Below are 24,986 nucleotides of genomic sequence, written 5' to 3' on the forward strand. Positions count from 1 at the left end.
ACAAGTATATGATGGAAGTTTTAGAACTTGCCCATTTAAAGGAGTTGAATGGAAGGAAGTGCATTTTGAGGTGTTCTCATTTTCAAATATCAATGAAATAAGTTCAGGTATATTCAGAATAACTAGATAACAGGAAGAAACTTCCACTCTTTCTGTCGAATCTTGTAAAGATAATTTATACAGAAGGAGTTTTGGATGGCTAAAAGGCGTAGAAGAAAGAAAAAAGTAGACTTTGTAGAAGCCTTAACAGGTAGATTGCTAGCAACCAAAAGGTGAGGGAACAATGATAGATATCATTCAGGGATATTTGATGCAAGCGGCGAGTGTTGTCATTTTGATTTTCCAGGAACAATATTGAAAGAGAAGTTAGTCTAATGAAAATGGAGGTTTTTGAAATGGGCTTCCCAACACATATTGTATCTGCAGGTGGAATTGTTGAGGATGGGAACGGAAATATCTTATTGGTAAAAACACGTGACGGTGGTTGGGTGTGCCCCGGTGGACAAGTAGAAGTTGGAGAAAATCTGATGGATGCTTTGGCTCGTGAAATTAAAGAGGAAAGTGGCATTGAGGCCACGGTCAGCTATTTAATTGGTGTCTATTCGAATACAGGTATTTTTAAATGGTATGACGGTGTGACTGATGTTCCTACACAAGTAATATTTGAATTTGTATGTAAACCCGTTGGCGGGAAGCTGTTAGCGGTTACGGAAGAAACAACCGATAGCCGATGGGTGCCGAAAGATGAAGTTCTTGATTTCATAACACAGCCAGCTATTCGGGCTCGCTATCAGGCTTATTTGGAGTTTAATGGAATGGTGAATTACATGGATTATATAACGAGTCCAGAGTTCAAAATCAAGCATCAAGCAGGTATATCGAAGTAAGTTAGCAGAAAAGCCCTTTCTACCTGTTCGTCAGTAGAAGGGCCAAGCGCTACTCTATAAAGTAACTTTGCTTTCTTCCTTGAAGACGAGATCTACGATGCTTGAACAGCACGAAGGAGACCCGTCACTGCCGACGTTCTTCATTTCTTCCAGAGTAATCTGTTTTTACGATCAGCTGAGAGAAAGAGGGGGAGAGCATGAAGAACACTCTCAGCCCCGCGCCATCGAATTTGCAAGTACATCCGGAAAGAATTTTCCGCCAAAGCGCAAAACCTTGGATAAGCCCGGAACAACCCGCTTTTTGTTTTTCTCCATCCCTTTGAGGCCATGCTTTACGAGCGTATCTAGGCTCATGCTGGGAATGGGACCTTCGTTTTCAGGTAGAAGGTTTGTTTCCGCAACGAGAGGAGGGACAAGCTCCATAACGTGAATATTTTTCCCAGCTTTCTTGAGTTGGATTCTTAGAGCGTCAGAAAACATATGCACTCCCGCCTTTGTTGCCGAATAAACGGGATGAAGGGGTGAAGTGACGTAGGAAAGACCAGAGCTTACCGTTACAATCATCGCTTCACTTTGTTGGGCTAATTGGGGGAGCAGCGCTTCAGTCATCCAGATGGTCCCGTTTAAGTTTGTTTGAATCTCGGCCGTAGTTCTCTCCAAATCAAGGCTATCGTCTATCAATTTGAATTCACGCATAATCCCTGCCGAATTGAATAGGATTGAGGCTTCAGGATAGCGGTCACGTAGAAATGCGGCCATTTCACGAACAGAGCCCGGATTGGAAACATCTCCTTGTAGTCCAATGAGCCCCTTATGTTTTTTCGTTACTTGATTAAGGGTTGTTTGATTACGCCCGATGACGATCACTTTATTACCACCACTCAAAAATTTCAAGGCGAAGGCAAGACCGATGCCCGAAGTACCACCCGTAACGATAATTGTACGATTTAAAAGTTCCATATATAAGCTCCTCCTTTGCAGGTTACATTTACGAATATTTGTAACCTGTGATTTATTTTAGCATACAACCCTGAGTTACAAAAGTCAATAGTTGTAACTTGGAGTGTCAATCTGTATAATAAAAGTATGAAAAATTTAAGCAGAGAACTCATTATGGAAACCGCACATCGAATGGTTATAGAACAAGGGATGGAGAAGGTTAATTTGTCAAAAGTCGGCTCTGAATTAGGGACGACACATGCAGCGATTTACAAGTATTTTTCGGGGAAGGAAGAGCTGTGGACTGAGCTTGCGCTGTCGTGGCTGGATCATGAACTGGCAGGGCTTTTTCCATTTAATACGGAGAAGTATTCGTCTAAGAAGGATATTGTGCATGATTGGTTATGGGTATTAAGTCAATCAAAATATGAGGCGTATGTACGTGAGCCTGAAATGTTTAAGCTGTATACAGCGTATATCGATCGGAATCCAGCGGTACTTGTTAGGCACATCGGAGATTTGATAGGGAGCCTAAAGGCAGCTAGTGGCATTGAGGATGATGGACGCTTGTATGCATTTTTGATGGCCTTTTCTTATTTTTCCGCACCAGCTTATGCGGATAATTGGTTGCGTATGGATTTTAAAGCAGAGTTTGAATCTGTATGGAAGCTGATTGAAGCAGGAGTTGAAGATTAGTAACATAGTTGAAAAGAAAGAATTATTCAGGCTATACAGAGAGAGGAGAGGAGTTGTTATCAGATGACTGCTCTTCTTTTTTGATGAGATTATAGACTATGGTTGTGTGCTTTATATTTATAAACTGACTCGGGCAGAAGCCGTTGTTGTGCTGCTAAGATCTAATGATCTATTCAACAGTCTTACTAGACAAAATAAAGGAGCTGTTCGCCACAGTGAGAGAACAGCTCCTTGTCATTTTACATCATCTTAGAACCTTAAATGCTTCTGCAACTTTACGAGCAAAATTTAAGGGTGGTTCAACAGATTGAAAGTGAATATAAAGAATGGTTGGTTTAGTGAATAGCCAATGATTATGAAGAGCACTGATGATGATACCGTTTCTAATTAATAGGCTAGAAAATGCCGGTACTTCTTCTTCAAGTAGTACTGTTTCACCAAGATTAAGTGCATGACCATCATGATCCAAGGATTCAAACGATACTTCTGCATGAAGCTCACCACGGCTAGGACGACCTTGAATGGTAACGTTTAGCTGGCGCTCAATTTCTACAGTGCAAACCCCATTGTTAATCTTTGGAGTTTCATTAAGGATTTGACCAAATTGTTGGCAAAGTTTATTGATATCCATAAAAGCTCTCCTTTACTATCAATTTGTTTTAATTTATGATTTGGGCTAAAGTTTAGTAGCTTGTAAATATAAGTGATTTCTTTACATAAGGAAAGAAAGTCATTACAATAACAATAATATTGAGATAAGAAATATCATAGAAAAGAGGTAAGGTCCATGGCTCAATCGATTAAAGGAAAAACAGCACTCATTACGGGAAGTGGTAAAGGCATTGGGAAAGCAACGGCAATTGCTCTTGCAAAAGAAGGAGTTCATGTTGGACTGATGGCTCGAACAGAAGCGGATTTAAAGAGTTTGGCAGCTGAAATTGAACCAACTGGAGTGAAAGTAGCTTATGCTACAGCTGATATTGCTTCACTTGAACAGGTAGAGAAAGCAGTGGGTTCGCTCACGAGTGAAGTAGGTTCATTTGATATATTAATTAATAATGCAGGGATTGGAAGGTTCGGTGGCTTTCTTGATCTCTCTCCTGAAGAATGGAAAGCGATCATTGATGTCAATCTCATGGGAACCTACTATGTAACCAGAGCTGTTCTTCCACAGCTTATTGAAAAAAACGGTGGAGATATCATTAATATTTCTTCAACGGCTGGTCAAAAAGGTGCGCCTCTAACAAGTGCGTATAGTTCCTCCAAATTTGGTGTACTCGGATTAACGGAGTCACTAGCATTAGAGGTTCGCAAGCATAATATTCGGGTGACTGCGTTAACACCAAGCACGGTTGCTACTGAGCTAGCGGTTAAAGCGAATCTAACAGACGGTAACCCAGAAACGGTCATGCAACCAGAGGATTTAGCGGAATTTATCGTTTCCCAGCTAAAGCTTCATCCACGTGTATTTATTAAGTCAGCCGGATTATGGTCTACTAACCCTTAAATAAAAGGTGAAAGCTAGAGTTCAAAACAGTCGAACTCTTCATAGGTACTTCGTAGGAAGTGAGCCGCACAATAAATATGCTCTCCTGTGGTAGACAGTTTACATAATAAAAACTGTTTATTATAAGGAGAGCTTTTTTACATTTATGAAAAAGAATGACCTCTCCTAAAGGAATTTCGGTAATGGGACACGAATTTGATAGATGAACCAAAAATGTTGAATTAGTAAACAGATTGGTGAAACAAAGTATTTGCTGATTGGAAGAAAACCAGTAGGGGGGTAACATTTTGAAAGCAATTATTTCTGGTTTATTCATTATCGTTGGGATCATTCACATGCTCCCTGTCATCGGTGTTTTGGGAGCTGACCGACTCACCGCTCTTTATGGTATTCCGGTTCAGGAGACTAATCTTGTCATCCTAATGCGACACCGTGCGGTGCTCTTTGGACTGCTCGGTCTGTTTTTAGTTTATGCTGCTTTTAAGCCTGCGTTGCAGCCACTCGCACTCATTGGAGGTTTCATCAGTGTAGCCTCATTCATTCTGATTGCTTATTCGGCAGGGGGCTTCAACAGTGAGATCAAAACCGTCGTGCTCGTGGATATCGTTGCTCTCGTTTGTTTAGTGCTTGCGTTCGCCTTACGATTTGTTGTACGAGACTAACTTTCTTTTCCTAATCACAGCAAAGTATATGAGAAGTTCAAGCAGATAGCGTGCTTGGACTTTTCTTTTGCTCATAATCTTTTATATGTGCTATGGTCGTGTATGAAGTAAGAACACACTGCCTATACGTAACTGCTCATCATGTGCAGGGTGCTAAATTAACATTACATAAAGTAATATATAATTGACATTTTGTAATATGGAGTGATATAGTGTAATCAAAGGAGATGGGGCATCTTGAAAAATAAAAAAATGAAGATTGCCAGGATAGAAGCTGAAGTATCTCAGGAGCGTTTAGCTGAGATCGTTGGTGTCACAAGGCAAACCATAAATTTAATTGAGTCAGGTAGCTACAATCCAAGCCTCAAATTGTGTACTGAAATATGCAAGGCACTTAATAAAACATTAAATGATTTATTTTGGGAGGAATGAGCATGAGTGGAGAAAAGATAGTTAAAGAGTCTAAAATGGTTATGACTGTATCGTTGATTGTCGGTCTCGCCCTTTTGGCAGTCGGTCTTGTATCTAGACAATGGGATATTCCATTACTTTCAGACAACCAGGCTTTGTTTGCCTTGTCACTTTTACCGTTAAGTATGGCGTTCGTTTCTTTCTTGAAGGTATCAAGAATAAAGAATTCCCCCCAGAAGATGCGGAGTATCCTTATTAAAGAGAGCGACGAAAGGCTTGTAGCATTAAGTAATGAAGCCGATGCGAAAACGTTTAAAATACTCCAAGGAGCTTTGTTTTTAGCTTATTTTGGTTACACTTTTATTTTTCCTCAAGAGGTTTTTGAATCAGTAGGATGGTGGATTTTATTAGTACTCTTGTTAGGTTCAATGTTATTACAAGGAATATTTCGGCATCGGATAGGTAAAAGTAATTCCAATGGAGAAACGATTTCTGAGTAAAGCAGAGGCTGAATTTCGATAAAAAGCTAGAGTAGTTCATATCATTTACTAATTATGAGGACAGGAAAACCTGTCCTTTTTGTACATAATTCCAGCTTCATTGTAAACTCTACTACCTTACACAACCTCTTAACGCTATCTAAGCACAACAAGTATCAAGAAAATAAAATCAATGTAATCTATACTTATATTCAGGAGTGAGGCAAATGAATGAATATATACAGTTGATGATAGATTGGATTGAAGATCATTTAAAAAATGAATTTTCGCTAGAGGACTTAGCTAGTTATATGGGATATTCCCCTTATTATTGTTCTTTTAAGTTTCACCAGGTAACAGGCATTAGCATTAGGCGCTATATTCTTCTAAGAAAGCTATATTTGTCCACGGAAGATTTAGAAAATAAGCGGAGGATAATTGATATTGCCCTTGATTATAATTATTCATCCCAAGAAGCCTATAGTAGGAGCTTTAAAGCTGTTTTTGGTGTTAGTCCAAGAGAATTTCAGCTTGATCAACTACCTGTTCAATCATTTGCTAAAATCACTATTGATGAGGGAGGCGGTAGAATGAACAGATCTAGAGAAAAAGAGGTTAAACAATTAAGAAAAAGGAAGGAAGAATTATTTGACCAACATGTACTGAACATATTAAACGGTCAAGTCATGTATGAGGAGTTTAAAAATAAAAAGCTCATGGGAGATTCTGATTATGTACCGTTTAATGAAGCAATGTGCGTAAATGCGACAACTACATCTATTTTTGATCTTGCGTTTATTCAAACAAGAGCAACAGGACATAACGTGTCCGAAGACAGTTATAGCAAGAAGGTAATAGAGCCCCTAACAAACCTGTTTAAGAAAAAGTATAACTATATTGTTCTATGGTTTGGGGAGGATATGTTTTGTCAGATGAACCTGTTAACTATCCTTGCTTATCTGGAGCAATCTCAGTACGAAGGTAAAGTATTTTTTAATAGCTTTAGAGAGGATGAATTTAAAGTAAGTCAAACGGAGCTTCCTTTAGGTAGCTATTATTCTGTCTATGAAGAAGTATTAGTCCATCATAGGAAACCAAGCAATAAAGTGCTTCCTGTGATGCATCAAGCTATAGAGTTATTTCTAGAAATGCAGAAGGAAGATAATATTGTTACAAGGTACATTCAAAAAAATAACCATCTGCCCAGAGCAGAAATGCTGAAGCGATTAATTGAGGCTTTCCCAGCAGTAGGATATGGAGATACTCAATATCTAAATCTGATTGATAAAATAGGAGTAGATCGCCAAGACTAGGTTCCTTCCCCTGAACCCCCACTAGAAACTCATGTTTATAAGATAAGCCCCTCTTCCGCTATTTAACTAGGAAATGGAAGAGGGTCTTGAATGTGGTGATCCTTTCAAAGTCGCCGTATTAAGGTCAATTTAGTGCACCGTCCTTCATGCAAGCAGGCGCATAAGCTTCAAGATTCCGTTCAAGTAGCCTCCCCAACCGCTGAGCCATTATGGAAGGAGGGAGGGGCTTTTCGTTCTTAAACCACCATTCCACTACCCCTACGATCGCGGCTCCTAAAAATTGAATATCAACATCTTCGCCTCCAGGTAATCCTTGAGTGCTCCCTTCAGGTCTAGTGTCCAGCTCATACTCAAGCTCCTTGATGAAATATGAAAGGAAACGATTGCGGAAAAAAGAATCACCTTTACTCGCTAGCAAGGCAGAAAAGAATAGATAGTGGCTCTCAAAATACTCGAACCATAACAATCCCATATCTATATATCCAGTGTCATCGTCAGTCGATTCACAGAGCTCACATAGATCTTCAATGTGCTCTTCAATGAGCTTATCTAGAAGATTGAATTTATCTGTGTAGTGAAGATAGATCGTTCTTCGACTAACGTCTGCTCGGTCAGATATATCTTGGATCGTAATCTGGTCAAAGTTTTTTTCCATCATCAGTTCAATAACAGCCTTTTTTATGGCTTCTTGAGATTTGCGTATTCTTCGATCCGTCGTGGACATATAAGATTCACCTGCCTTCCTGAAAATAAATACACAATAAAAAGAAATCTGTGCAGTAATGCACGGAATAAACTTTTTTAAGAATTGTAGACTTTCTGTTTCCATATACAATTATACATAGTTGTATCTTACTATACTACTGTGTATTTATGTACTTATATGTACTTTAGTACGCTAAGACAAGCTACTATATAATGATCTAAATACTTTTAAATCGTCAGGAAGGAATGACAATGTCATGTTGAATGGGATACTCCAAGCGTTTGGGCTAAATTCAATTAAAAATCGAAAACAGAAGTATGATGGATTGGCTAACTTTTCTAATGGGAAGTTTGTCAATTCCGTTCCAACAGAAATGAGCATGGGTGCTTCAAATGTCCTCTCTATGATGAGGGATTATATGTCTGGAGGTAAAGATCGTAGACCTAGTAGTCCAATTCAAGTTTCATCTATAGATTGGAATAAAGTAAAAAGGGAAGAAGATAGTTTAACGTGGTTCGGGCACTCTGCGTTCTTGTTGAGTATTGATAATAAGAAGTTATTAGTAGACCCTATGCTAGGACCTGTTGCTTCACCGGTTTCCTTTGCGGGTAGCAAACGATACAGTAAGGACACACTATCTATTATTGATGAAATGCCATTCTTGGACGCTGTCTTTATTACACATGACCATTATGACCATCTAGATTATCACTCTATTAAAAGACTAAAGAGTAAGGTCGGTCATTTTTTTGTCCCTCACGGTGTAGGTGCTCATCTGAGTCGATGGGGAGTTGCAGAAGAAAAAATCACTGAACTCAATTGGTGGGACGAAATGGAGTTCCAAGGTTTAACGATTGCTTTAACTCCTTCTAAGCATTTCTCAGGTAGAGGAATGTTTAATCGCGATACGAGCTTATGGGGTGGGTGGGTTATTCTTGGACAACATACACGTTTCTATACGAGCGGAGATGGAGGATACGATTCACACTTTAAGGAAATAGGAAAGAAATACGGACCATTTAATTTGACTTTAATAGAAGGTGGTCAGTATGATAAACGATGGGATTGGGTACATATGACACCTGAAGAAGCAGTTCAGGCTCATTTAGATGTTAACGGGGAGAATATGATGTTAATTCATTGGGGAGCCTTTACCCTTGCTTTTCATGGTTGGACTGAACCGGTGGAACGAGCAATAAAAAAGGCAAGAGAAGCCAATGTTCCATTAATGGCTCCTAAAATTGGAGAAACTGTCCCTTTAAGAGGAGAGTATTCCGTTCCTTTTTCAGCATGGTGGAAAGATTAAGTTGAGGGTTGGGTAGGGTTTCGTGAAGGTCAGTAGTGATTTCTTTACATAAGGAAGGAAAGTCATTACAATAACAATTAAATTGAAATAAGAAATTCATAGAAAAGAGGTAAGGTCCATGGCTCAATCCATCAAAGGAAAAACAGCACTCATTACGGGAAGTGGTAAAGGCATCGGAAAAGCAACAGCCATTGCTCTTGCAAAAGAAGGGGTCCATGTTGGACTTATGGCTCGAACAGAAGCAGATTTAAAGAGTTTGGCAGCTGAAATTGAACCAACTGGAGTGAAAGTAGCGTATGCTACAGCTGATATTGCTTCACTAGAACAGGTAGAGAAAACAGTAGAGTCACTCACGAGTGAACTAGGCTCATTTGATATATTGATTAATAATGCAGGAATTGGAAAGTTCGGTGGTTTTCTTGATCTCTCTCCTGAGGATTGGAAGGCGATCATTGATGTAAATGTAATGGGAACCTACTATGTAACCAGAGCCGTCCTTCCACAGCTTATAGAAAAGAACGGTGGAGACATCATTAATATTTCTTCAACGGCTGGTCAAAAAGGAGCGCCATTGACAAGTGCATATAGCGCCTCTAAATTTGGTGTACTCGGTTTAACGGAGTCACTAGCCTTAGAGGTTCGGAAGCATAATATTCGGGTGACGGCGTTAACACCAAGCACGGTTGCTACAGAGCTTGCAGTTAATGCGAACTTAACAGACGGAAACCCAGAAACGGTCATGCAACCAGAGGATTTAGCAGAATTTATCGTTGCTCAGCTGAAGCTTCATCCACGTGTATTTATTAAGTCAGCTGGATTATGGTCCACCAACCCTTAAATAAAAGGGAAAACTAGACTTCAAAACAGTGGAACTATTCATCAGAAATAAGACAAAAAATACAACGTTTCTTTACGTCGATACTTTATTGGCATTGTAACACTGGACCTATTATTTCAGTGATCGTAACGGAGAAAAATTAGAACAGGTACATCGTTACTTAAATAAAGAAAACATTCAGAACCAGCCATTCCAAATGGATGCGAGCAATAAAGAACAGGTTAGAAAGACGGTTTATAAGCTACAACAGTCTTGTTCTTCTCTGGATGTGCTTGCTTATAATGTTTCCCCTCAGGCCGATAAAGCATGGGAAAGCTATCAAACAAGAGAACAGGAAATCTTAGTCGGGGATAGCTATTGAATGGTTCTAAACGATAATGATAGCCTGTGGGAGTCTATAAGCAAGAACCTTCCACAGGCTCTAGTTTTTCTTAGCTGTGTTTTATTAACCCTCTTTGATAATTAGCAATACGGGTATAATCTGCTTCAAGTGCTTTTGATAAGTTAATAAAGATGGGCAGCAGCTGCCTATATTCTTTTGTAGCTTCTTCCTTCGGTGTGTGTTTGAAGGTACTGCCGACCATTTCTGAAACAATCTCAAATGAGTCAATTTTCCCGGTAGCATATAAGCCTAAAATACAGGCACCTAAGCATGAGCTTTCAAAGCTTTCTGGTACGACGACCTCCGATTCAAAGATGTCGGACAGCATTTGCCTCCAAACCTCTGACCTGGCGAATCCTCCCGTTGCTTGAATGCGTGTTACAGGATCGTCCATGCATTCCATTAGTGCTAAAAATACGGTATATAGATTGTAAATGACTCCTTCCAAGGCTGCCCGAATCATATGTTCTTTCTTATGTGACATTGTTAAACCGAAGAATGAGCCGCGGACATCTGGATTCCATAAAGGTGCACGTTCACCAGCAAGGTAGGGATGGAATAAAAGCCCATCCGCACCTGGTCTAACACGTTCAGCCATCTTCGTTAATACAGAGTAGGGGTCCACTCCCAGACTATTGGCTGCCTCTACCTCTGATGATGCAAGCTCATCACGGACCCACCGTAGGATCATGCCCCCATTATTTACCGGACCGCCAATGACCCAATGTTTTTCTGTTAAGGCATAACAGAAGATTCGTCCTTGATCATCTGTTTGCGGCTTGTCAATAATGGTCCGAATCGCACCGCTTGTTCCAATGGTCACGGCGACCTCGCCTTTTCCAATCGCATTTACACCCAAATTAGACAGCACTCCGTCACTGGCTCCAATAACAAAAGGGGTTTGTGGATCAATCCCAATTTGTTTGGCTACATCCGGATTACAGTTGCTGAAAATCTTGGTTGTTGGTACGAGTTCAGATAACTGAGCAGGAGTTACTTCCGCGATTTGTAATGCTTCTTCATCCCAATCCAGTTTTTCAAGGTTCATCATGCCCATGCATGAAGCTAAGGAATAATCGACAACATATTGATTAAAGAATTTCTTAAATATATATTCTTTAATTCCGATATATTTTTTTACCTTTACAGCCAGTTCAGGACGATCATGCACAATCCATGCGATTTTACTTAATGGTGACATGGGATGAATCGGGGTTCCTGTTCGTTTATAGATTTCATGGCCATTTAATTCAGCTTTTATTTTTTGAGCCCAGGCTTCACTGCGATTATCTGCCCAAGTCATGCACGGTGTCAGTGGCTGATCATGTTCATCCATGGCAATGACACTATGCATGGCGCTGCTAAAGGAAATGAAAGATGGCTTTTTATCAGTATGATGTTTCGTTATATTAGTAATCGTTTGCAAAACAGCCTGGTAAATCTCTTCAGGATCTTGTTCAGCTGTCGACATATTCGGTGTGTAAAGCGGGTAACCCATATTCTCGTTTTGGATAACTTTGCCCTTTTCAGTAAATAGGACTGCTTTGGTACTCGTCGTCCCAATATCTATCCCTAACATGTAGCTAGTCATTTTCTGGCCGTTCTCCTTTTAACATTATTTGTGACCTCCATGGGTCTTCTACTTTTCCTCGAACATCATCAAAGTCTATATGTAATGCTTCAATCATGAGGGCTGAGCTTTCCTCGTATAATTAGAGGCGTTTTGATACCTAAGAATCAAAAAAAAACCCCTAAAATCGTTCTTAGAAGCTTAATCAATTTAATAGATATTTAATTGTAGAAATAGTAATTGTAGAAATAGAAATCACGTCAAAGAGATTGCAAAAAGTGCAAAGCCGTGGTAAATTATATAGATGGATATTAATAAATTTTTAAATGGTCATAGATATCCTACCTTAATTATATTATACAAATTTCCATTCGTCAACCCCCATATTTATATTTCTAAGGAGTGAATGCTATGAGTTCAGAATTTAAGCAGGAGCAGAAGAGAGTGGGCCGTGTAATGGAGGTCATTGCGGAGCAAATTCGCAAATATGAGGAAGAGACTTCTAATCGTCAGAGTGAAGTTGTAAATATTCGCAAGCATTTTTGGGATGAAGTTAAGGTCAATACTGATACGTTCGATGATTACCTTGAGACTGTCATTAGTTTAAGACAACAGGGGCAAGCGCTGGCTGTTAGTCAAAATACTCATAAGCATGCCGCCAAGAGATTGGATACACTGCGTCGTATGCAGCAGGTTCCTTACTTTGGGCGAATAGATCTAACTGAAGAAGGGCTTTCCACTCAGGAGCAGATTTATATTGGGATATCCTCGCTTATGGATGAAAATGGAATAGATTTCTTGATTTATGACTGGAGAGCGCCGGTCTCAAGTGTTTACTACGATTACGAGCCTGGTCCTGCTCAGTATTCAACCCCTGAAGGAATGATTCAATGCCAGCTAGAGAAAAAGTTTCAATATCTGATCCGTAATGGCGAGCTTCAATCGATGTTTGATACGAGTCTTACGATTGGAGACGAGATTTTGCAGCAGGTTCTTGGAAAAGGAACAAACAAGCATATGCATAGTATTGTAGCAACCATTCAGCAGGAGCAGAACCGGATTATTCGTCATGATCGAAAAAGGATGCTCATTGTTCACGGTGCAGCGGGTAGTGGGAAGACATCGGCTGCCTTACAGCGGATTGCTTATTTGCTTTATAAATATAGAGATAGCTTAAACGCTGATCAAGTTATTTTATTTTCTCCAAACGCTATGTTTAATAGCTATGTGTCTAATGTGCTTCCGGAGCTTGGCGAAGAGAATATGCAACAGGTCACGTTCCAAGAATACCTGTACCATAGACTGGGGAAGGATTTTCAAATTGAAGATCCCTTCGACCAATTGGAATATGTTTTAACGGCAAAAAATACTCCTTCGTATCAATCAAGGGTATCTAGTATCCGGTTCAAAGCATCTACTCGTTTTTATGAGGTTATTAAAGCATACAGAGAACAACTAGAGTCATCTGGAATGGTATTTAAGGGCATAAGCTTTAAAGGAGCTTCAATTGTTACGGCTGAGCAAATAGCCGAGGAATTTTATAGCAGTGATCCTGCAATAGGCTTCTATAACAGACTTGAGAACCTAAGGGATTGGCTGATGAAGCAGGTCAAAAAAGCCCAAAAGCTGGAATGGACGAAGCCGTGGGTTGAAGAAGAAATTGAACTGCTTGATGATGAGGAGTATCTTAAAGCCCATAATTATTTAGCGAAAAAGAGTGGCTATGACAGAGAGTCGACTGCTGATTACGAGATGGACACAGAAGCTCTTGCTAGGCTGATTGTTCGTCGGAATTTTAAACCATTACGTAAACACATCCAGGAGTTTCGTTTCATTGATATTAAGGGGATATACAAGCAGCTGTTTGAAGGTTCTCTACAGATCGAACAGTGGATGGAAGGAGATGTCCCTTCGGAGTGGAAGGATATTTGCCGAGCTACGCTAAAAGCGCTAGATGAAGGAGAAATTTTTTACGAGGATGCTACTCCATTTTTACTTTTGACTGAGCTAATACAAGGCTTCCAAACGGATCGCTCAACAAAACACATCCTTATTGACGAGGCGCAGGACTATTCACCTTTTCAATTTGAGTTCTTGAAGAGGTTATTTCCTTTGGCAAGAGTAACTGTTCTAGGTGATTTTAATCAGGCTATATTTGCTCATGCCCATGAAACGAAGGATTTTACGATCCTAACTGACCTATATGGAGAGGATCAAACAGAAGTCATAAACATGAAGCGGAGCTACCGCTCAACAAAACCTATCATTGAATTTACTCGCAGATTAATTCCTAATGGCGAGCAGATCATTCCTTTTGAACGTGAGGGTGAGCTACCTAAGCTGACTCAAGTAGCAGATCATACTGAGCTACATCGTAGCATTGAATCCAAAGTTGCTACTTTGAAAAGTCAGGGCTACAACAGCATTGCTATCATCTGCAAATCAGCTGAGGAAAGTAAGCGAGCCTACGAAGCCTTGTCTAGCATAGAAGATATAAAGCTTTTGAAGAAAGGCTCACCAGAGTATGAACAAGGGGTTGTGATTATACCAACTTATCTGTCCAAGGGTATCGAATTCGAGGCTGTTATTATCTATGATGCATCTGAACATTTATATGGGGATGAGAGCCTACGTAGAGTTTTTTACACGGCATGTACTAGAGCAATGCATCACTTGCAACTTTACAGTGTCGGCGAACCTAGCTCATTTCTGAACGAGACTTTACAGGAAGGTTTGATTCAAGCGACTTAATTGGTATTGAAGAAAGGATTTTGGATTCTTAAGTAGAACCTCTTTAAAGTGGGGTCTCTAGAGCCTAGTTGACGTCCATAAAGTCTATAGGGATTCGGGAACGTTTGGGGGTTATTGTTTTGTTATTTTACTATTAATATGTCAATCGCTTAACTCATGAATAAATAAATGAGGGGATTGATATTTGATGAAATATAAAAATAATCTTGATGGAATTTCAGCTGATATGTTGAAGGGCTTCTTTGTAGATTGGCCTAATCCTCCAAGTCCACAAACTCACGTAACCCTTTTAAGAAATAGCAGTAAAGTGATCGTGGCGATTGATGAGGATGCTAATCAAGTTATTGGGTTTATAACGACTATTAGTGATGGAGTTCTATCTGCGTATATTCCGTTCCTTGAAGTTCTGCCAGAGTATAAAAATAAAGGCATTGGCAAGGAGCTAGTTAAGCGGATGTTAGAAGAGCTTGAGGATATTTACATGGTTGATTTGTGCTGTGATGATGATCTGGTGCCTTATTATGAGAGGTTTGGCATGCACAGATCGAATGGGATGCTCGTCAGGAATTACAGTATGCAGTCGGGTGTTTCGGGTAAGTAAAAAGCAGATGCTTGGAGATTCTCCAAGCATCTTTGTCTATTTCTAGAATGTGTTGTGTATTGCAATAACTTGCTTATGTATTATATGGTGGCACTTGTGGTTTGATTAATATCTAAACTATACAGACCTATATACCTAGGAAAGGAGATACAGATAATGCAAGTGAAAAAGAAGAGGCTCCAGTATTTTGCAGCAGTTATTGTAGTTATATTTTTGCTGAGCGTTTTTATACAACAAAATTTAAAATTGAATACATATAAGGTGATAAGTAATGACTTTACTATCTCTACATTTGGAAGTCTAAGAGCAGAAGCTCATTTCGCTTTAGAGATTATAGAGCATCGTCATATAGAATTGTATTCGATGGAGGAATTAAGGGAGTTGGTTAACCATCAAACCTACATTTCTCACTATTTATGGAGGTTTAATCATATATTAAGTACTATTGATCCTTCGCTAACGATAAACCACGGGGAATTTTCGGTATTAGAACAGATACGTGGGCGCGTAGCTTCTACAGAGGAAGGGATAGATCATGTTGTCCTTAATGAAGGGGAATTAGAAGAAATCGATCATTTTAGAAACATTTGTAAGAGCATTGTAGTGGAGCATGAGAAATATACAACATTTGTGGATCTTTTTCTTGTAGATGAAGTAAGTACCATTTTGCGGAATCTAGAGGAGGAAAATTATGCTTATAAGTTTAGTAGGGTTAAGCTTAGATAGAAAAAAGTTTGAGTAGAAACATGACGACTCTAGGAGCGAAAGCTATCAAATCATTAATACATTTATATATTGAATAATTTTTCCTGCCTATGCAAACGATACAAACAAGTCGAATTTAGGCGGGTGAGCAAGATGCCAGTAAATCAATATTCATTTCTCCAGATATCCTTCGCTTTCATTATGTCCATCGGCTTAATGAACCACGTATTAATTATTCCAATCCTGTTAGAGGTATCGGCTCGCGACTCCTGGCTTTCAGTGCTGGTCTCAGTAGCTATGTTTATTCCTATTTTCCTCATGGTGGGCTATATCATCAAGAAAACCAAGCAAAATGGAATACAGACCTGGTTAAATGAGAACTACAGCAAAGGCTGGTGGGTGTTCATCAACTTGGTCATGATTGCTTCATTAATCTTTGTAGTTATAGTGACATTAAGAGATATGCTAGTCTGGACAAATGCTACTTATTTACCTAATACACCATCGGGAGTGTTGGGCTTTATTTTTATTGGATTTGCTTTATACACAGCAATAAAAGGCCTGAGAGCCATAGTTATTTCTGCAGGGATTTTGCTTCCCTTAGTCTTTTTACTCGGTGAGTTTGTGATGATCGCTAATTTTACATATAAAGATTATAGCCTGCTGTTTCCCATTTTTGAGAAGGGGATAAGTCCTATGTGGTCCGGAACCATTTATGTGGGGGCAGGCTTGATCGAATTGATCTACCTTGTATTTTTACAGCAATATGTTTCCACCAAAATTAAGAAAAGGCATTTAGTCATTTTAGGCTTAGTCATAGCTGGTTTAACCATAGGTCCGACAATGGGGGCCTTAGCTGCATTTGGTCCAGTAGAAGCAGGGCTACAGCGTAGTCCTGCTTTTGAACAATGGAGGCTAGTTCGTATTGGGACCTATATTGAGCATGTAGATTTTCTATCTATTTATCAGTGGATGAGTGGGGCATATATTCGTATAGCGCTAGCCTTGTATCTTTTAATTGAGTTGATTCCATGGAGGAAGAAAATAGTCACCGCTGGAATCTCAATCCTTTGTTTTGGAGTAGCTATTTTTCCTATTGGAGACATTACTGTTTTGCGTATATTAAGGAAGGTGTATTATCCGACGACGTTCTTTGTTCTATTGGCTTTAACACTTCTACTATTTTTATTGGCCCTATTCTCTAAGCCAAAGCGGATCATGAGGGTGAGAAGAAGATGAGCAAAAATATTGGGAAAGTGAAGGAAGCGTTTAAGCAATGTGATGATGTGATCTTTTATGAGCATACCTACGGTAAAAAAGAGAAAGCCATGTATATTTATTGTCCTTCTCTATGTGATGTAGAATATTTGAACCAGGTTATACTGCCGCATATGCAGCGTATCTACCAGCTTACTCATTTTGATCAATGTAGCCACATTGAGGAAGCTTGCTCCATTAAACTAGAATCTGTTAAAGAGCTCTCAATCCGTGAGATCAATAAACATATCTTCCATGGAGAAATTGTTTTGTGGATGGATCATTTAAATGCCGGCTATTCCTTCAGTACACATAAGTTCCCCGAAAGACAAACAGAGGAAACGAATATCGAAGTCTCTGTTCGTGGTCCTCGTGATGGTCTAATTGAGAATATTGAAACGAACATAGGGCTTATTCGCAAGCGTTTACCCGTCGAAACACTGGCCCTACAAACCTATTCCATAGGAACAAAGACCAATACAAAGGTGTGTTTGCTCTATGAAACAGAAAAAATCTCTCCTTCTGTTGTAACTGATATCCAAAATAAGCTCCAAGGAATTACAGAGCAAATTGATGAGCTGGTTAGTGCAACACAGCTAGAGGAATTAATCTCTGACAATCCGTATTCTGTTTTTCCTTTAACGATTTATTCAGGAAGACCAGATTTTATCGTTTCCTGTTTGCTTAAGGGACGCTTTGCTATTCTAATTGATGGCGTTCCGGGTGCACTTGTGGCACCGGCAACCCTTTCTTTGCAATTGAAAACGGCAGAGGACAATCACTTTAATTTTTTATCGACTAGCTTTGGTCGTATTCTGCGCATGTTCAGCCTAGGTATTTCGATTCTTTTACCCAGCTTTTATGTGTCCTTGACGGGCTTCCATCTGGATCAAATTCCTTTTCGTTTATTAGCCACAATTGCTTTAAGCAGGATGGGGATTCCTTTTTCCATACCTTTGGAGGTATTCTTAATGCTGTTTTTGATGGAGGTCTTTAGGGAGGCTGGCTATCGTCTGCCTTCTAGTATTGGCCAATCTATTACAGTTGTTGGCGGGTTAATTATTGGTGATGCAGCCATTCGAGCAGGTTTGGTTTCGCCTACCCTGGTTGTTACTGTTGCAGCATCAGTTGTTGCTGGTTCTACACTAATTAGTCAGGCACTCACAGGGACTGTCAGTGTACTACGCTTTATTGCAGTCATTTTAGCATCTCTTTTAGGGATGTTTGGTTTTGTCCTGTCTTTTATGATTGTTGTTACGTACCTTTCGACCTTAACCTCTTTTGGTGTTCCGTATTTAGCACCTCTTTCTCCTTTGAATTTAAAGGATGTGTTCCGTAGCATTCTTTTATATCCTAGGAAATTGAAGGGTTTTAAGCCCCAATACTTAAAGAAAAAGTAGGAGGTAAGACCGATGAAAGTGTTTATAGGTTTTATCAAGCTACAATGTATTTTTGCCATGCTACTTACGTTAACGGCTTGTTGGGACTATAAGGAGATTACTTATACGTTGTACGGTACGTCCGTTGGAATAGATTATGAGGACGGTGAGTATGTCGTCTATATTCAAATCTTGAATTTTGCTAGTATAGCAAGACAAGAAGGACAGGTTATGGATAAGAAGCCCATTGTTGTTGGAAAAGCAAGGGGAAGAACGATTACTGATGCTATTTTTGCTTTGTATCGTTCAGAGCAATTTTTGCTCTATTGGGGTCATGTTACTTCGATTGTTCTAACGAAGGATGCCATTCAAAAGCTTGAAATTGAAAAACTGACGGATGTTATTAACCGTTTTCCAGAGATTAGGTATAATGTTTGGATTTATGCTACGGGAAGTCTTTTTGAGGATATCTATAATGTGAGTGCTTTTTTTGGGTTTTCTCCTTATGAGACCATTTTAATGAATCCAATAGACACATATGAACAGTATTCAGATATAAAGCCTATTTATTTGTTTCAGTTCCTCGCTGATTACTTAGAGCCTGGTAGAACGGCCGCTCTCCCATATCTTATGATCGATAAAGGGACTTGGAAGGAGGGGGAGAAGGTATCTGAGCAGATCAAATTAGGTGGTGTTTATCTTTTTGAATATAAGAAGTATAAAGGAGCTTTAGAGCACGAAGCTCTCGTGGGTAAAAGCTACTTAGATAAGGATATGAGGCGAATGCCGCTGACGATAGATGATGGGGGTCATCAAACACTGACTCTAATCGTTCATACTAAGGATTATGATATTAAGCACACCTTTAAGGATGGGAAGGTCCGTTATGATTTGGAGATAGATATAGGTGCTTATATAGAAGAGATGGAAGAAAAGATCGGGGAAAAGATTATGACGGCCAGATTAGAGGAAAAAATTCAGCAGGATATCAGAATGACATTTGAAAAAGGATTAGAAATGGGAGCGGATGTTTATAATCTGAATGATAAGGTCTATCGTTATGACCATAAAAATTGGGAAAAGTACATCAGGGGTAAGCCAAACGAAGAGGTGATTGAGCTAGGGGATGTACGTGTAAACGCCGTTATTAAGCATTCGGGTAAGTATAAGGAGCGGGTGAATTAAAAACCTATCAGGGAAAAAGGAATGAATGGGAAAAAGCTATAAGCGGAAAACAAGGCGCTTTGTAGGGTAGCATCAGACCTTACAAGGTGCTTTTTTTATCTGCAAAAGGTCATACATATGTAGTGAAAAAAGAACATACGATTGCGTTTTGTAGCTAAGCTTTAGATGAGGGGTGAGCCTTTAATGGATAACATACGGATATTCTGATGTACCAGACAGACGATGGGAATACGAAAATTGATGTGAAGCTAGAAAACGGGACAGTTTGGATGACTCAGACTACAATCTTGAGCTAATCATTCAGAACGATCCACAGCCAAATTGTTCTGGGTATTATTAAAGGTGACAATTCTGGCTCTATCAGGCCACAGGATGTCACATCTAGAGCGGAAATGGTCATGATACTTTCACGTATGCTACAGCTGATGGACGGGAATAAAAAATTTTTTGAATGAAATTGTGAGCGTTAAGGTTTAACAAATACAAAAAAGAAAAAGGCTAGGGAGCATGTAAAATCCCTAGCCTTTGTTTTTTATAAATGGATTCGAATAAAATACAGCCCTACCTTTCCCCAGTGCTTTGGCCTGGTACAAGGCGACGTCTGCATTTTTGAGAAGCTCAGTGACAGTGACTCCGTCCTGATGGTATATGGATATTCCTATACTAACACCAATTTCAAATTGAATATCCCCAAATTGAAAAGGTCGTCCAACCTCAGCTATTATACGGTGGCTAAACTGCATCAGCTCTTCCTCAGACTGGTAGCCTTGAAATAGTACAGTCATCTCATCCCCGCCCATTCGAGAGATAAAGTGTCTCTCATCTGCTAATGAGCTTATTCGTTCGGCAACCCCCTCGATCAGTGCATCACCTACATCATGCCCGTAGCTATCATTAACAAACTTGAAGCGATCAAGATCCAAGAAAAGTAAGGCAAAGCTATTATTCTCACTTTCGTTGCCCTTACTCCTCTCTATCAGTTTAGTCGCATGCATCTCAAAATAACGACGGTTTGGTAGCTTGGAGAGAGGGTCATACAAGGCAAGATATTCTGCCCGCTGCAAGGCTTCCTGAAGCTTAAGCATCAATGTATCATTCTCTTGGAGAACAATGACCTGCCGAACAATAATGAGCAGAATGGTGACTAAGCTAGCTATGATGATAAGGTCGGCGGTAATTAATTCAAACCGTTGGACGGTAAGAGCAAGCAGCATGATCAGACAACTGTAAGGTAGGACGTATTTAATTTTCCGAGTGCTTGTCTCCTTTTTTTGAGCAAGGGATACAGTACGAAGCTTGGTTTGAGTGGAACGTACACCAGCATAAGCTAGTAATAAAACCGTTATATTAAATAGAGGATCAATCCAGCTACCAATCGCATAGGTCCCATAAATGACCTGTGACAAATAGAGGGTGTCTCCCAAAATAAAAACAATCATTCCTGCAATGATAGACATAAAGACCTGCTTCGAGTAAGGAAATCGGTTCGTGTAATACAGCATAAAAATACACATAAGCATAGCTAAGTCTGTAACGGGATAGATGGTGGTTACTAAAACACCCCAGAGGCTCGTTGTATTAAAGAAATAATCCATATAGGGGAAGATAATAAATTCCCAGCTCAAAGCTCCAGCGGTGATCAGAACAATAGCTGTATCAAACAAAAAGCGAATACTGCGATAGATACTTCGATCCCGCATTAATAAATAAACTAAAGCTGTCACATAGGTTATATTTTGAAGGCTCCAAAAAATATCACTAATGCTAGGAATGGGTGCTTCAATACTAAACCATATCTCATAAACTACCCATGTTACATTTGCAGTGGCAAAAAATAGACTCCCTAAGGAAAGTAAAAGCCAGAAGCTCTTGTACGGTTTAGCATGGGCAACAGCAACACGGTAGAGTAGGATAGCGGAGAGGATGAACGGAAGTGTCTCCAATAGCAAAATTAGGTTTGGATGAATATCAAAAAAAGGAATCAGCAGATACCGTACAAGTATAGTTCCTACAATTATATATAGGTAAAGCTTATCCTTCATCATTTTTCATCCATGCCTTCCCTGACCTATGATGTTGAGTTGTCTAACTATTTTCTACTTAAATTTTATCTTAATTTGTTAGGGAACGAAACAGGTATAATTAAGCTATAAAAGTTTAATTTTTTTGTTATGATGGGAACGGAAGGACAGGACGATTACTCGTATGTAGTTATTTATCTAGATATTTAGAAAGATATTCAGCTATAACTTTCTCTTACGCAATAAATAAGGATAGATCGAAGTATTATAAAGCACTTGAAGAAATCCCTGCTCCCTTAAACAAAGGAGAAGTCACATTTTATTTAAAAGATATGCTCGAATTGCTTTCGGTTGGTCAAGAAGGAATCATAGAGGATTTAGAGATAAACCTATCGAAAATGGAGCTAATTAAGGAATACTTTAACAATGAAGATTGGTCAGAAAGAATGGACGAAGCTCAGTTATTAGAAATGATGACGTATCTAAGTGTATTTATTGAGGATGAAGCCAGTATATCAGTTACTAAGCTAATGGAGATGACCAATAAATCAAGGTATAAACTAAATCAAATATTGAGGGGATTGACTGAAGAAGGTCATGTACAGTTAACTAGTCAAAGACCAAAGAAATATAAGGTGACTAATGAGTTTTTGGAGAGCATATTGATACCTTAATCAAGGAAGAAACAGGTGGGAGGGGAAGGTAAAAATGAAGGACATCCTATTTGAATATATGAACAGATTGACATCTCTGAGTGAAGAAGAACAGCAGGCTATCATGGACGAAATTGATATGGAAGAGTTTAAGAAGGGGACGGAGCTTTTTAGGCAAGGGGACGTTCCAACAAAATGCTATTTTATCTTAAAAGGCTGTGTGAGGCAGCATTCGGTTGATGAGGATGGGAGAGAGGTTACGTCAAATTTTTATACGGAAGAGCAGGCTATTGTTTTGTTTAACCAGCATAAAGAAGACAAGTCTTCTGAGTACACCTTCACCTGTGTTGAAGATACTGTGGCGGTGGTTGGCGACCTTAGTACGGAAAGGGACATGTATACGAAATACTCCGAATTGGCGTTAATGACCCGGCGGATGATTGAAGAGAGCTTTAGCAAGGTTCAGGAGGAATATGCTGCTTTTATTGCTTCCTCACCAGAGGAACGCTTCAAGGCTGTATTACATAAAAAATCCCCGCTAATCGACCGAGTGCCCCAGCATCAACTAGCGAGTTATCTTGGTATGACTCCAGAATCATTAAGCCGGATCAAGAAGAGAATTTTCTCCACCAAAGAAGGCAAAGAATGAATATAAAAACCAACAGGTCAAAGACTAGCTGTTGCCGAATTCTGCTTTTGAACAGGCTTTTTGCCTCCCTTAAACAGGAGCCATAAACCAAAGCTTAGCTCTCCTACTGTCATAGGTACAACAAGGACTGTATTAAGCATGCTCAGGATTGCTTCATACTCATTGAAAAAGAGCTCAAACGAGTGTAGAACAACATAACCCCCAGCCGCAAACAGTAGTAGGATGGCGATCCAGTTGGGGATACCGTCAGCTTTGAAGGCTAGTAATCCAAGGATAAGCAGATGTCCTCCAAAGATGAGTAGCCCAACAGACCAAATCGATTCAAAAGCATGAAAGTAGAACAGGACCTGAGCTCCAAGCTGAGCGGTGGTAAAGCTTGCTACATAATCCGCACTGTTTGCAACTAGTAGAGCCAATAATAGATTCATAATAGCTATTCCCAAGATGGCGGAATAGGTTAGCCGGAAGCCTGCACCAAGAAGAGAAAGGTGTTTGCTTACTGGCTTTAGCAATATATAGCACGCACAAGCGACGACAATGTCACTCACTAAAATAATAATCCAACCAAAGATCTCCGCCTTGAAAAGTCCACTTTGTGAGATCAAATTGTGGAAGGTAGCCTCACCATCTCCTGCTACGAAAAGCTGTGTATGAGCAAAGCCAAATGAAAAGGCTGCGGCGACCACCATAACCATTAAGGCTGAGCCCGCCACTATGGCTACTTTCCGCTGACTTGTTAATCCGTTCCCTGTTCTTGTCATCTCCATGTAATTACCCCCTAATGTCATATAAGTGTTAACCTTATTGTAGCTAGGGGTATTGAGCATTTCATTGACTTAAGTCAAGGGACATGAAAATAAATTAGAATTGTACACTAAATCCGTTAAATGTATGAATGCCTGTACCGAACCGAGTAAGCTCATGTTCTCTCAGATAGGTAACAGCTGCTTTCACTTCCGCTAAAATGTCTGGTTGAAGCCCCAACGTGTTATGCGAGCCGTAAACCATCGTTACATTTGGTATCTCCGAAATTCGCTCCAAGGAATTGACTAAGTCCACGGGATTTGTTGAAGGATAAAAAGCATATATAGGCGTTTCGTCATATAGCAGATCTCCAGTAAATAGATAACCGTTGGTTTCATCAAAAATGGATATATGACCAGGAGAATGTCCGGGAGTATGATAGATCTTTAACTTTCTATCCCCTAAATCCAATATATCCCCATCGATTAATAGGCCTGTTGGCTCCCCTTGAAAAGGGTGGTAGGTTTCAGGATCAAACGACTCTGGAGTAGGCCATGTAATATCTCTACTAACATCCTTCCGTATTTGTTCAATAGATAACCCCTTAATCCCGTTCACTAGCCAATCCTTATCTCCCTCATGGACATAGATTCTTTCAAATTCACCATGACTTCCTATATGGTCAGCGTGCACATGTGTCGTGATAACATCAATGGGCAAAGTCGTCAGTTGGTCTGTTATTCTTTTTATGCTGTCAATACCAAGACCTGTATCAATAAGGACTGCTTTCTCTGTACCCAACAATAAAAATGAATGGACCTTTTCCCAATGTCCATACTCACTGATCGCATATGTATTTGAATCAATTTTCTGTACCGTAAACCACAAATCCTTTAGCATACAATCCCTCCATAATTTGATTTAATAGCCTTATTCTATTTGACAAATGTTACATTTTTCTTGGACTTTGTTAGATAAAAGCTTTATAATAAATGTACGATATGTTTAAAATTGGCCCCATTACAATTGGGAGTGTTTAGATCGAACAAAGTTGCATATAATAGTAAAAGTCAGTATGCAGGAACATACCGACTCGCAATTACGGAAGTTGAACTAGTCAACTAACAATTTGAAGAAAAGTAGTTAACCTTCGTGGGGTGGGCTACTTTTTTTCATTTCTTCCTTGAGCCAAAACTAGAATCAGCATGGAAAAACTGATCATCAAAGCAAGCGTTTCAGCGAAAGAAATCATACAATCACCCCCTCCCATTGTAAAATGAGAGTACTGAAAGGTGACTAGCCCAACCCATAATTTTCCGTAAATGCTAGTCTTATTTTATCAATA

The 24,986-nt window shown here is 39.5% G+C and carries 25 protein-coding genes and 1 pseudogene; 19 read left to right on the forward strand and 7 right to left on the reverse strand.

The window, feature by feature from the left end; all coding sequences use genetic code 11:
• Positions 1 to 395: 395 nt before the first annotated feature.
• Positions 396 to 887 carry an NUDIX hydrolase gene (locus J2S11_RS15025; RefSeq protein ID WP_307395986.1) on the forward strand — a complete coding sequence of 164 codons (492 nt, stop codon included), beginning with the start codon at positions 396 to 398 and terminating at the stop codon, positions 885 to 887.
• A 210-nt stretch (positions 888 to 1,097) separates the two neighbouring features.
• Here J2S11_RS15025 and J2S11_RS15030 read toward each other — a convergent pair whose 3' ends face one another.
• Positions 1,098 to 1,847: an SDR family oxidoreductase gene (locus J2S11_RS15030; RefSeq protein WP_307395904.1), complete on the reverse strand. Its 750-nt coding sequence runs from the start codon at positions 1,845 to 1,847 to the stop codon at positions 1,098 to 1,100.
• A gap of 153 nt (positions 1,848 to 2,000) precedes the next feature.
• On the opposite strand from J2S11_RS15030, the gene J2S11_RS15035 reads away from it, so the two are divergent.
• Positions 2,001 to 2,522, forward strand: a complete 522-nt coding sequence (locus J2S11_RS15035; RefSeq protein ID WP_307395906.1) for a TetR/AcrR family transcriptional regulator — start codon at positions 2,001 to 2,003, stop codon at positions 2,520 to 2,522.
• A gap of 244 nt (positions 2,523 to 2,766) precedes the next feature.
• Here J2S11_RS15035 and J2S11_RS15040 read toward each other — a convergent pair whose 3' ends face one another.
• Positions 2,767 to 3,153, reverse strand: a complete 387-nt coding sequence (locus J2S11_RS15040; protein ID WP_307395908.1) for a DUF1259 domain-containing protein — start codon at positions 3,151 to 3,153, stop codon at positions 2,767 to 2,769.
• Between the two features lie 156 nt (positions 3,154 to 3,309).
• Between J2S11_RS15040 and J2S11_RS15045 the strand changes: the two genes are divergently transcribed.
• The 5 genes from J2S11_RS15045 (at position 3,310) to J2S11_RS15065 (ending at position 6,894) form a co-directional block, all read left to right on the forward strand.
• The gene (locus J2S11_RS15045; protein ID WP_307395910.1) at positions 3,310 to 4,029 is read left to right on the forward strand and encodes a 3-ketoacyl-ACP reductase; all 720 of its coding nucleotides are present in this window, start codon (positions 3,310 to 3,312) and stop codon (positions 4,027 to 4,029) included.
• A 287-nt stretch (positions 4,030 to 4,316) separates the two neighbouring features.
• Positions 4,317 to 4,691 carry a phosphopantetheine adenylyltransferase gene (locus tag J2S11_RS15050; RefSeq protein ID WP_307395912.1) on the forward strand — a complete coding sequence of 125 codons (375 nt, stop codon included), beginning with the start codon at positions 4,317 to 4,319 and terminating at the stop codon, positions 4,689 to 4,691.
• A gap of 237 nt (positions 4,692 to 4,928) precedes the next feature.
• Positions 4,929 to 5,123, forward strand: a complete 195-nt coding sequence (locus J2S11_RS15055) for a helix-turn-helix transcriptional regulator (protein WP_020617409.1) — start codon at positions 4,929 to 4,931, stop codon at positions 5,121 to 5,123.
• Between the two features lie 2 nt (positions 5,124 to 5,125).
• A complete protein-coding gene (locus J2S11_RS15060) occupies positions 5,126 to 5,602 on the forward strand; it encodes a hypothetical protein (RefSeq protein ID WP_307395913.1) in 477 nt (158 codons plus the stop codon).
• A 206-nt stretch (positions 5,603 to 5,808) separates the two neighbouring features.
• Positions 5,809 to 6,894 carry a helix-turn-helix domain-containing protein gene (locus J2S11_RS15065; RefSeq protein WP_307395915.1) on the forward strand — a complete coding sequence of 362 codons (1,086 nt, stop codon included), beginning with the start codon at positions 5,809 to 5,811 and terminating at the stop codon, positions 6,892 to 6,894.
• Between the two features lie 124 nt (positions 6,895 to 7,018).
• Here J2S11_RS15065 and J2S11_RS15070 read toward each other — a convergent pair whose 3' ends face one another.
• Positions 7,019 to 7,618, reverse strand: coding sequence for a TetR/AcrR family transcriptional regulator (locus tag J2S11_RS15070; protein ID WP_307395918.1), 600 nt, complete (start codon positions 7,616 to 7,618; stop codon positions 7,019 to 7,021).
• Between the two features lie 238 nt (positions 7,619 to 7,856).
• Between J2S11_RS15070 and J2S11_RS15075 the strand changes: the two genes are divergently transcribed.
• The 3 genes and pseudogenes from J2S11_RS15075 to J2S11_RS22330 all read left to right on the forward strand — a co-directional run.
• Entirely contained in the window at positions 7,857 to 8,906 is a 1,050-nt protein-coding gene (locus J2S11_RS15075; RefSeq protein WP_307395919.1) for an MBL fold metallo-hydrolase, read from the forward strand.
• Between the two features lie 118 nt (positions 8,907 to 9,024).
• Entirely contained in the window at positions 9,025 to 9,744 is a 720-nt protein-coding gene (locus J2S11_RS15080) for a 3-ketoacyl-ACP reductase (RefSeq protein WP_307395920.1), read from the forward strand.
• Between the two features lie 124 nt (positions 9,745 to 9,868).
• A pseudogene (locus J2S11_RS22330) lies at positions 9,869 to 10,105 on the forward strand (hypothetical protein); the annotation flags it as partial.
• Between the two features lie 70 nt (positions 10,106 to 10,175).
• Here the strand turns inward: J2S11_RS22330 and gntK are convergent.
• Positions 10,176 to 11,717, reverse strand: coding sequence for a gluconokinase (gene gntK, locus J2S11_RS15085; protein ID WP_307395921.1), 1,542 nt, complete (start codon positions 11,715 to 11,717; stop codon positions 10,176 to 10,178).
• Positions 11,718 to 12,107: 390 nt separating this feature from the next.
• Between gntK and helD the strand changes: the two genes are divergently transcribed.
• From helD to J2S11_RS22335, 7 genes are all read left to right on the forward strand, one after another.
• On the forward strand, positions 12,108 to 14,447 hold the full coding sequence (helD, locus tag J2S11_RS15095; protein ID WP_307395922.1) for an RNA polymerase recycling motor HelD: 2,340 nt from the start codon (positions 12,108 to 12,110) through the stop codon (positions 14,445 to 14,447).
• A 187-nt stretch (positions 14,448 to 14,634) separates the two neighbouring features.
• The gene (locus J2S11_RS15100; RefSeq protein ID WP_307395988.1) at positions 14,635 to 15,048 is read left to right on the forward strand and encodes a GNAT family N-acetyltransferase; all 414 of its coding nucleotides are present in this window, start codon (positions 14,635 to 14,637) and stop codon (positions 15,046 to 15,048) included.
• 156 nt (positions 15,049 to 15,204) lie between these two features.
• The gene (locus J2S11_RS15105) at positions 15,205 to 15,774 is read left to right on the forward strand and encodes a hypothetical protein (protein WP_307395924.1); all 570 of its coding nucleotides are present in this window, start codon (positions 15,205 to 15,207) and stop codon (positions 15,772 to 15,774) included.
• Positions 15,775 to 15,906: 132 nt separating this feature from the next.
• Positions 15,907 to 16,992, forward strand: a complete 1,086-nt coding sequence (locus J2S11_RS15110; protein ID WP_307395926.1) for an endospore germination permease — start codon at positions 15,907 to 15,909, stop codon at positions 16,990 to 16,992.
• Positions 16,989 to 18,410 carry a spore germination protein gene (locus J2S11_RS15115; RefSeq protein WP_307395928.1) on the forward strand — a complete coding sequence of 474 codons (1,422 nt, stop codon included), beginning with the start codon at positions 16,989 to 16,991 and terminating at the stop codon, positions 18,408 to 18,410. The genes J2S11_RS15110 and J2S11_RS15115 overlap by 4 nt, the downstream gene beginning before the upstream one ends.
• 12 nt (positions 18,411 to 18,422) lie before the next feature.
• Entirely contained in the window at positions 18,423 to 19,574 is a 1,152-nt protein-coding gene (locus J2S11_RS15120) for a Ger(x)C family spore germination protein (protein ID WP_307395929.1), read from the forward strand.
• Positions 19,575 to 19,906: 332 nt separating this feature from the next.
• Positions 19,907 to 20,029 (forward strand): hypothetical protein, encoded by a 123-nt coding sequence (locus tag J2S11_RS22335; RefSeq protein WP_370875536.1) that lies wholly within the window; start codon positions 19,907 to 19,909, stop codon positions 20,027 to 20,029.
• A 63-nt stretch (positions 20,030 to 20,092) separates the two neighbouring features.
• Here the strand turns inward: J2S11_RS22335 and J2S11_RS15125 are convergent, their stop codons facing one another.
• A complete protein-coding gene (locus J2S11_RS15125; RefSeq protein WP_307395931.1) occupies positions 20,093 to 21,616 on the reverse strand; it encodes a GGDEF domain-containing protein in 1,524 nt (507 codons plus the stop codon).
• A 320-nt stretch (positions 21,617 to 21,936) separates the two neighbouring features.
• On the opposite strand from J2S11_RS15125, the gene J2S11_RS15130 reads away from it, so the two are divergent.
• Positions 21,937 to 22,269 (forward strand): hypothetical protein, encoded by a 333-nt coding sequence (locus J2S11_RS15130; protein WP_307395932.1) that lies wholly within the window; start codon positions 21,937 to 21,939, stop codon positions 22,267 to 22,269.
• 34 nt (positions 22,270 to 22,303) lie between these two features.
• Positions 22,304 to 22,897, forward strand: a complete 594-nt coding sequence (locus J2S11_RS15135; protein WP_307395933.1) for a Crp/Fnr family transcriptional regulator — start codon at positions 22,304 to 22,306, stop codon at positions 22,895 to 22,897.
• 17 nt (positions 22,898 to 22,914) lie between these two features.
• Here J2S11_RS15135 and J2S11_RS15140 read toward each other — a convergent pair whose 3' ends face one another.
• Together J2S11_RS15140 and J2S11_RS15145 are read right to left on the reverse strand one after the other, a co-directional pair.
• Positions 22,915 to 23,658, reverse strand: a complete 744-nt coding sequence (locus J2S11_RS15140; RefSeq protein WP_307395990.1) for a DUF4386 domain-containing protein — start codon at positions 23,656 to 23,658, stop codon at positions 22,915 to 22,917.
• Between the two features lie 100 nt (positions 23,659 to 23,758).
• A complete protein-coding gene (locus J2S11_RS15145; protein WP_307395935.1) occupies positions 23,759 to 24,541 on the reverse strand; it encodes an MBL fold metallo-hydrolase in 783 nt (260 codons plus the stop codon).
• Positions 24,542 to 24,986: the final 445 nt, after the last annotated feature.

Source organism: Bacillus horti, assembly GCF_030813115.1.
Lineage (GTDB): Bacteria > Bacillota > Bacilli > Caldalkalibacillales > JCM-10596 > Bacillus_CH > Bacillus_CH horti.

Coding starts and splice junctions, on each gene's coding strand:
- J2S11_RS15035 (WP_307395906.1), top strand. CDS start 2,001: ATGGAAACCGCACATCGAATGGTTATAGAACAAGGGATGGAGAAGGTT.
- J2S11_RS15070 (WP_307395918.1), bottom strand. CDS start 7,618: ATGTCCACGACGGATCGAAGAATACGCAAATCTCAAGAAGCCATAAAA.
- J2S11_RS15045 (WP_307395910.1), top strand. CDS start 3,310: ATGGCTCAATCGATTAAAGGAAAAACAGCACTCATTACGGGAAGTGGT.
- J2S11_RS15025 (WP_307395986.1), top strand. CDS start 396: ATGGGCTTCCCAACACATATTGTATCTGCAGGTGGAATTGTTGAGGAT.
- J2S11_RS15115 (WP_307395928.1), top strand. CDS start 16,989: ATGAGCAAAAATATTGGGAAAGTGAAGGAAGCGTTTAAGCAATGTGAT.
- J2S11_RS15040 (WP_307395908.1), bottom strand. CDS start 3,153: ATGGATATCAATAAACTTTGCCAACAATTTGGTCAAATCCTTAATGAA.
- J2S11_RS15135 (WP_307395933.1), top strand. CDS start 22,304: ATGAAGGACATCCTATTTGAATATATGAACAGATTGACATCTCTGAGT.
- gntK (WP_307395921.1), bottom strand. CDS start 11,717: ATGACTAGCTACATGTTAGGGATAGATATTGGGACGACGAGTACCAAA.
- J2S11_RS15100 (WP_307395988.1), top strand. CDS start 14,635: ATGAAATATAAAAATAATCTTGATGGAATTTCAGCTGATATGTTGAAG.
- J2S11_RS15145 (WP_307395935.1), bottom strand. CDS start 24,541: ATGCTAAAGGATTTGTGGTTTACGGTACAGAAAATTGATTCAAATACA.
- J2S11_RS15105 (WP_307395924.1), top strand. CDS start 15,205: ATGCAAGTGAAAAAGAAGAGGCTCCAGTATTTTGCAGCAGTTATTGTA.
- J2S11_RS15140 (WP_307395990.1), bottom strand. CDS start 23,658: ATGACAAGAACAGGGAACGGATTAACAAGTCAGCGGAAAGTAGCCATA.
- J2S11_RS15060 (WP_307395913.1), top strand. CDS start 5,126: ATGAGTGGAGAAAAGATAGTTAAAGAGTCTAAAATGGTTATGACTGTA.
- J2S11_RS15120 (WP_307395929.1), top strand. CDS start 18,423: ATGAAAGTGTTTATAGGTTTTATCAAGCTACAATGTATTTTTGCCATG.
- J2S11_RS15080 (WP_307395920.1), top strand. CDS start 9,025: ATGGCTCAATCCATCAAAGGAAAAACAGCACTCATTACGGGAAGTGGT.
- J2S11_RS15030 (WP_307395904.1), bottom strand. CDS start 1,847: ATGGAACTTTTAAATCGTACAATTATCGTTACGGGTGGTACTTCGGGC.
- J2S11_RS15075 (WP_307395919.1), top strand. CDS start 7,857: ATGTTGAATGGGATACTCCAAGCGTTTGGGCTAAATTCAATTAAAAAT.
- J2S11_RS15125 (WP_307395931.1), bottom strand. CDS start 21,616: ATGAAGGATAAGCTTTACCTATATATAATTGTAGGAACTATACTTGTA.
- J2S11_RS15065 (WP_307395915.1), top strand. CDS start 5,809: ATGAATGAATATATACAGTTGATGATAGATTGGATTGAAGATCATTTA.
- J2S11_RS15110 (WP_307395926.1), top strand. CDS start 15,907: ATGCCAGTAAATCAATATTCATTTCTCCAGATATCCTTCGCTTTCATT.
- helD (WP_307395922.1), top strand. CDS start 12,108: ATGAGTTCAGAATTTAAGCAGGAGCAGAAGAGAGTGGGCCGTGTAATG.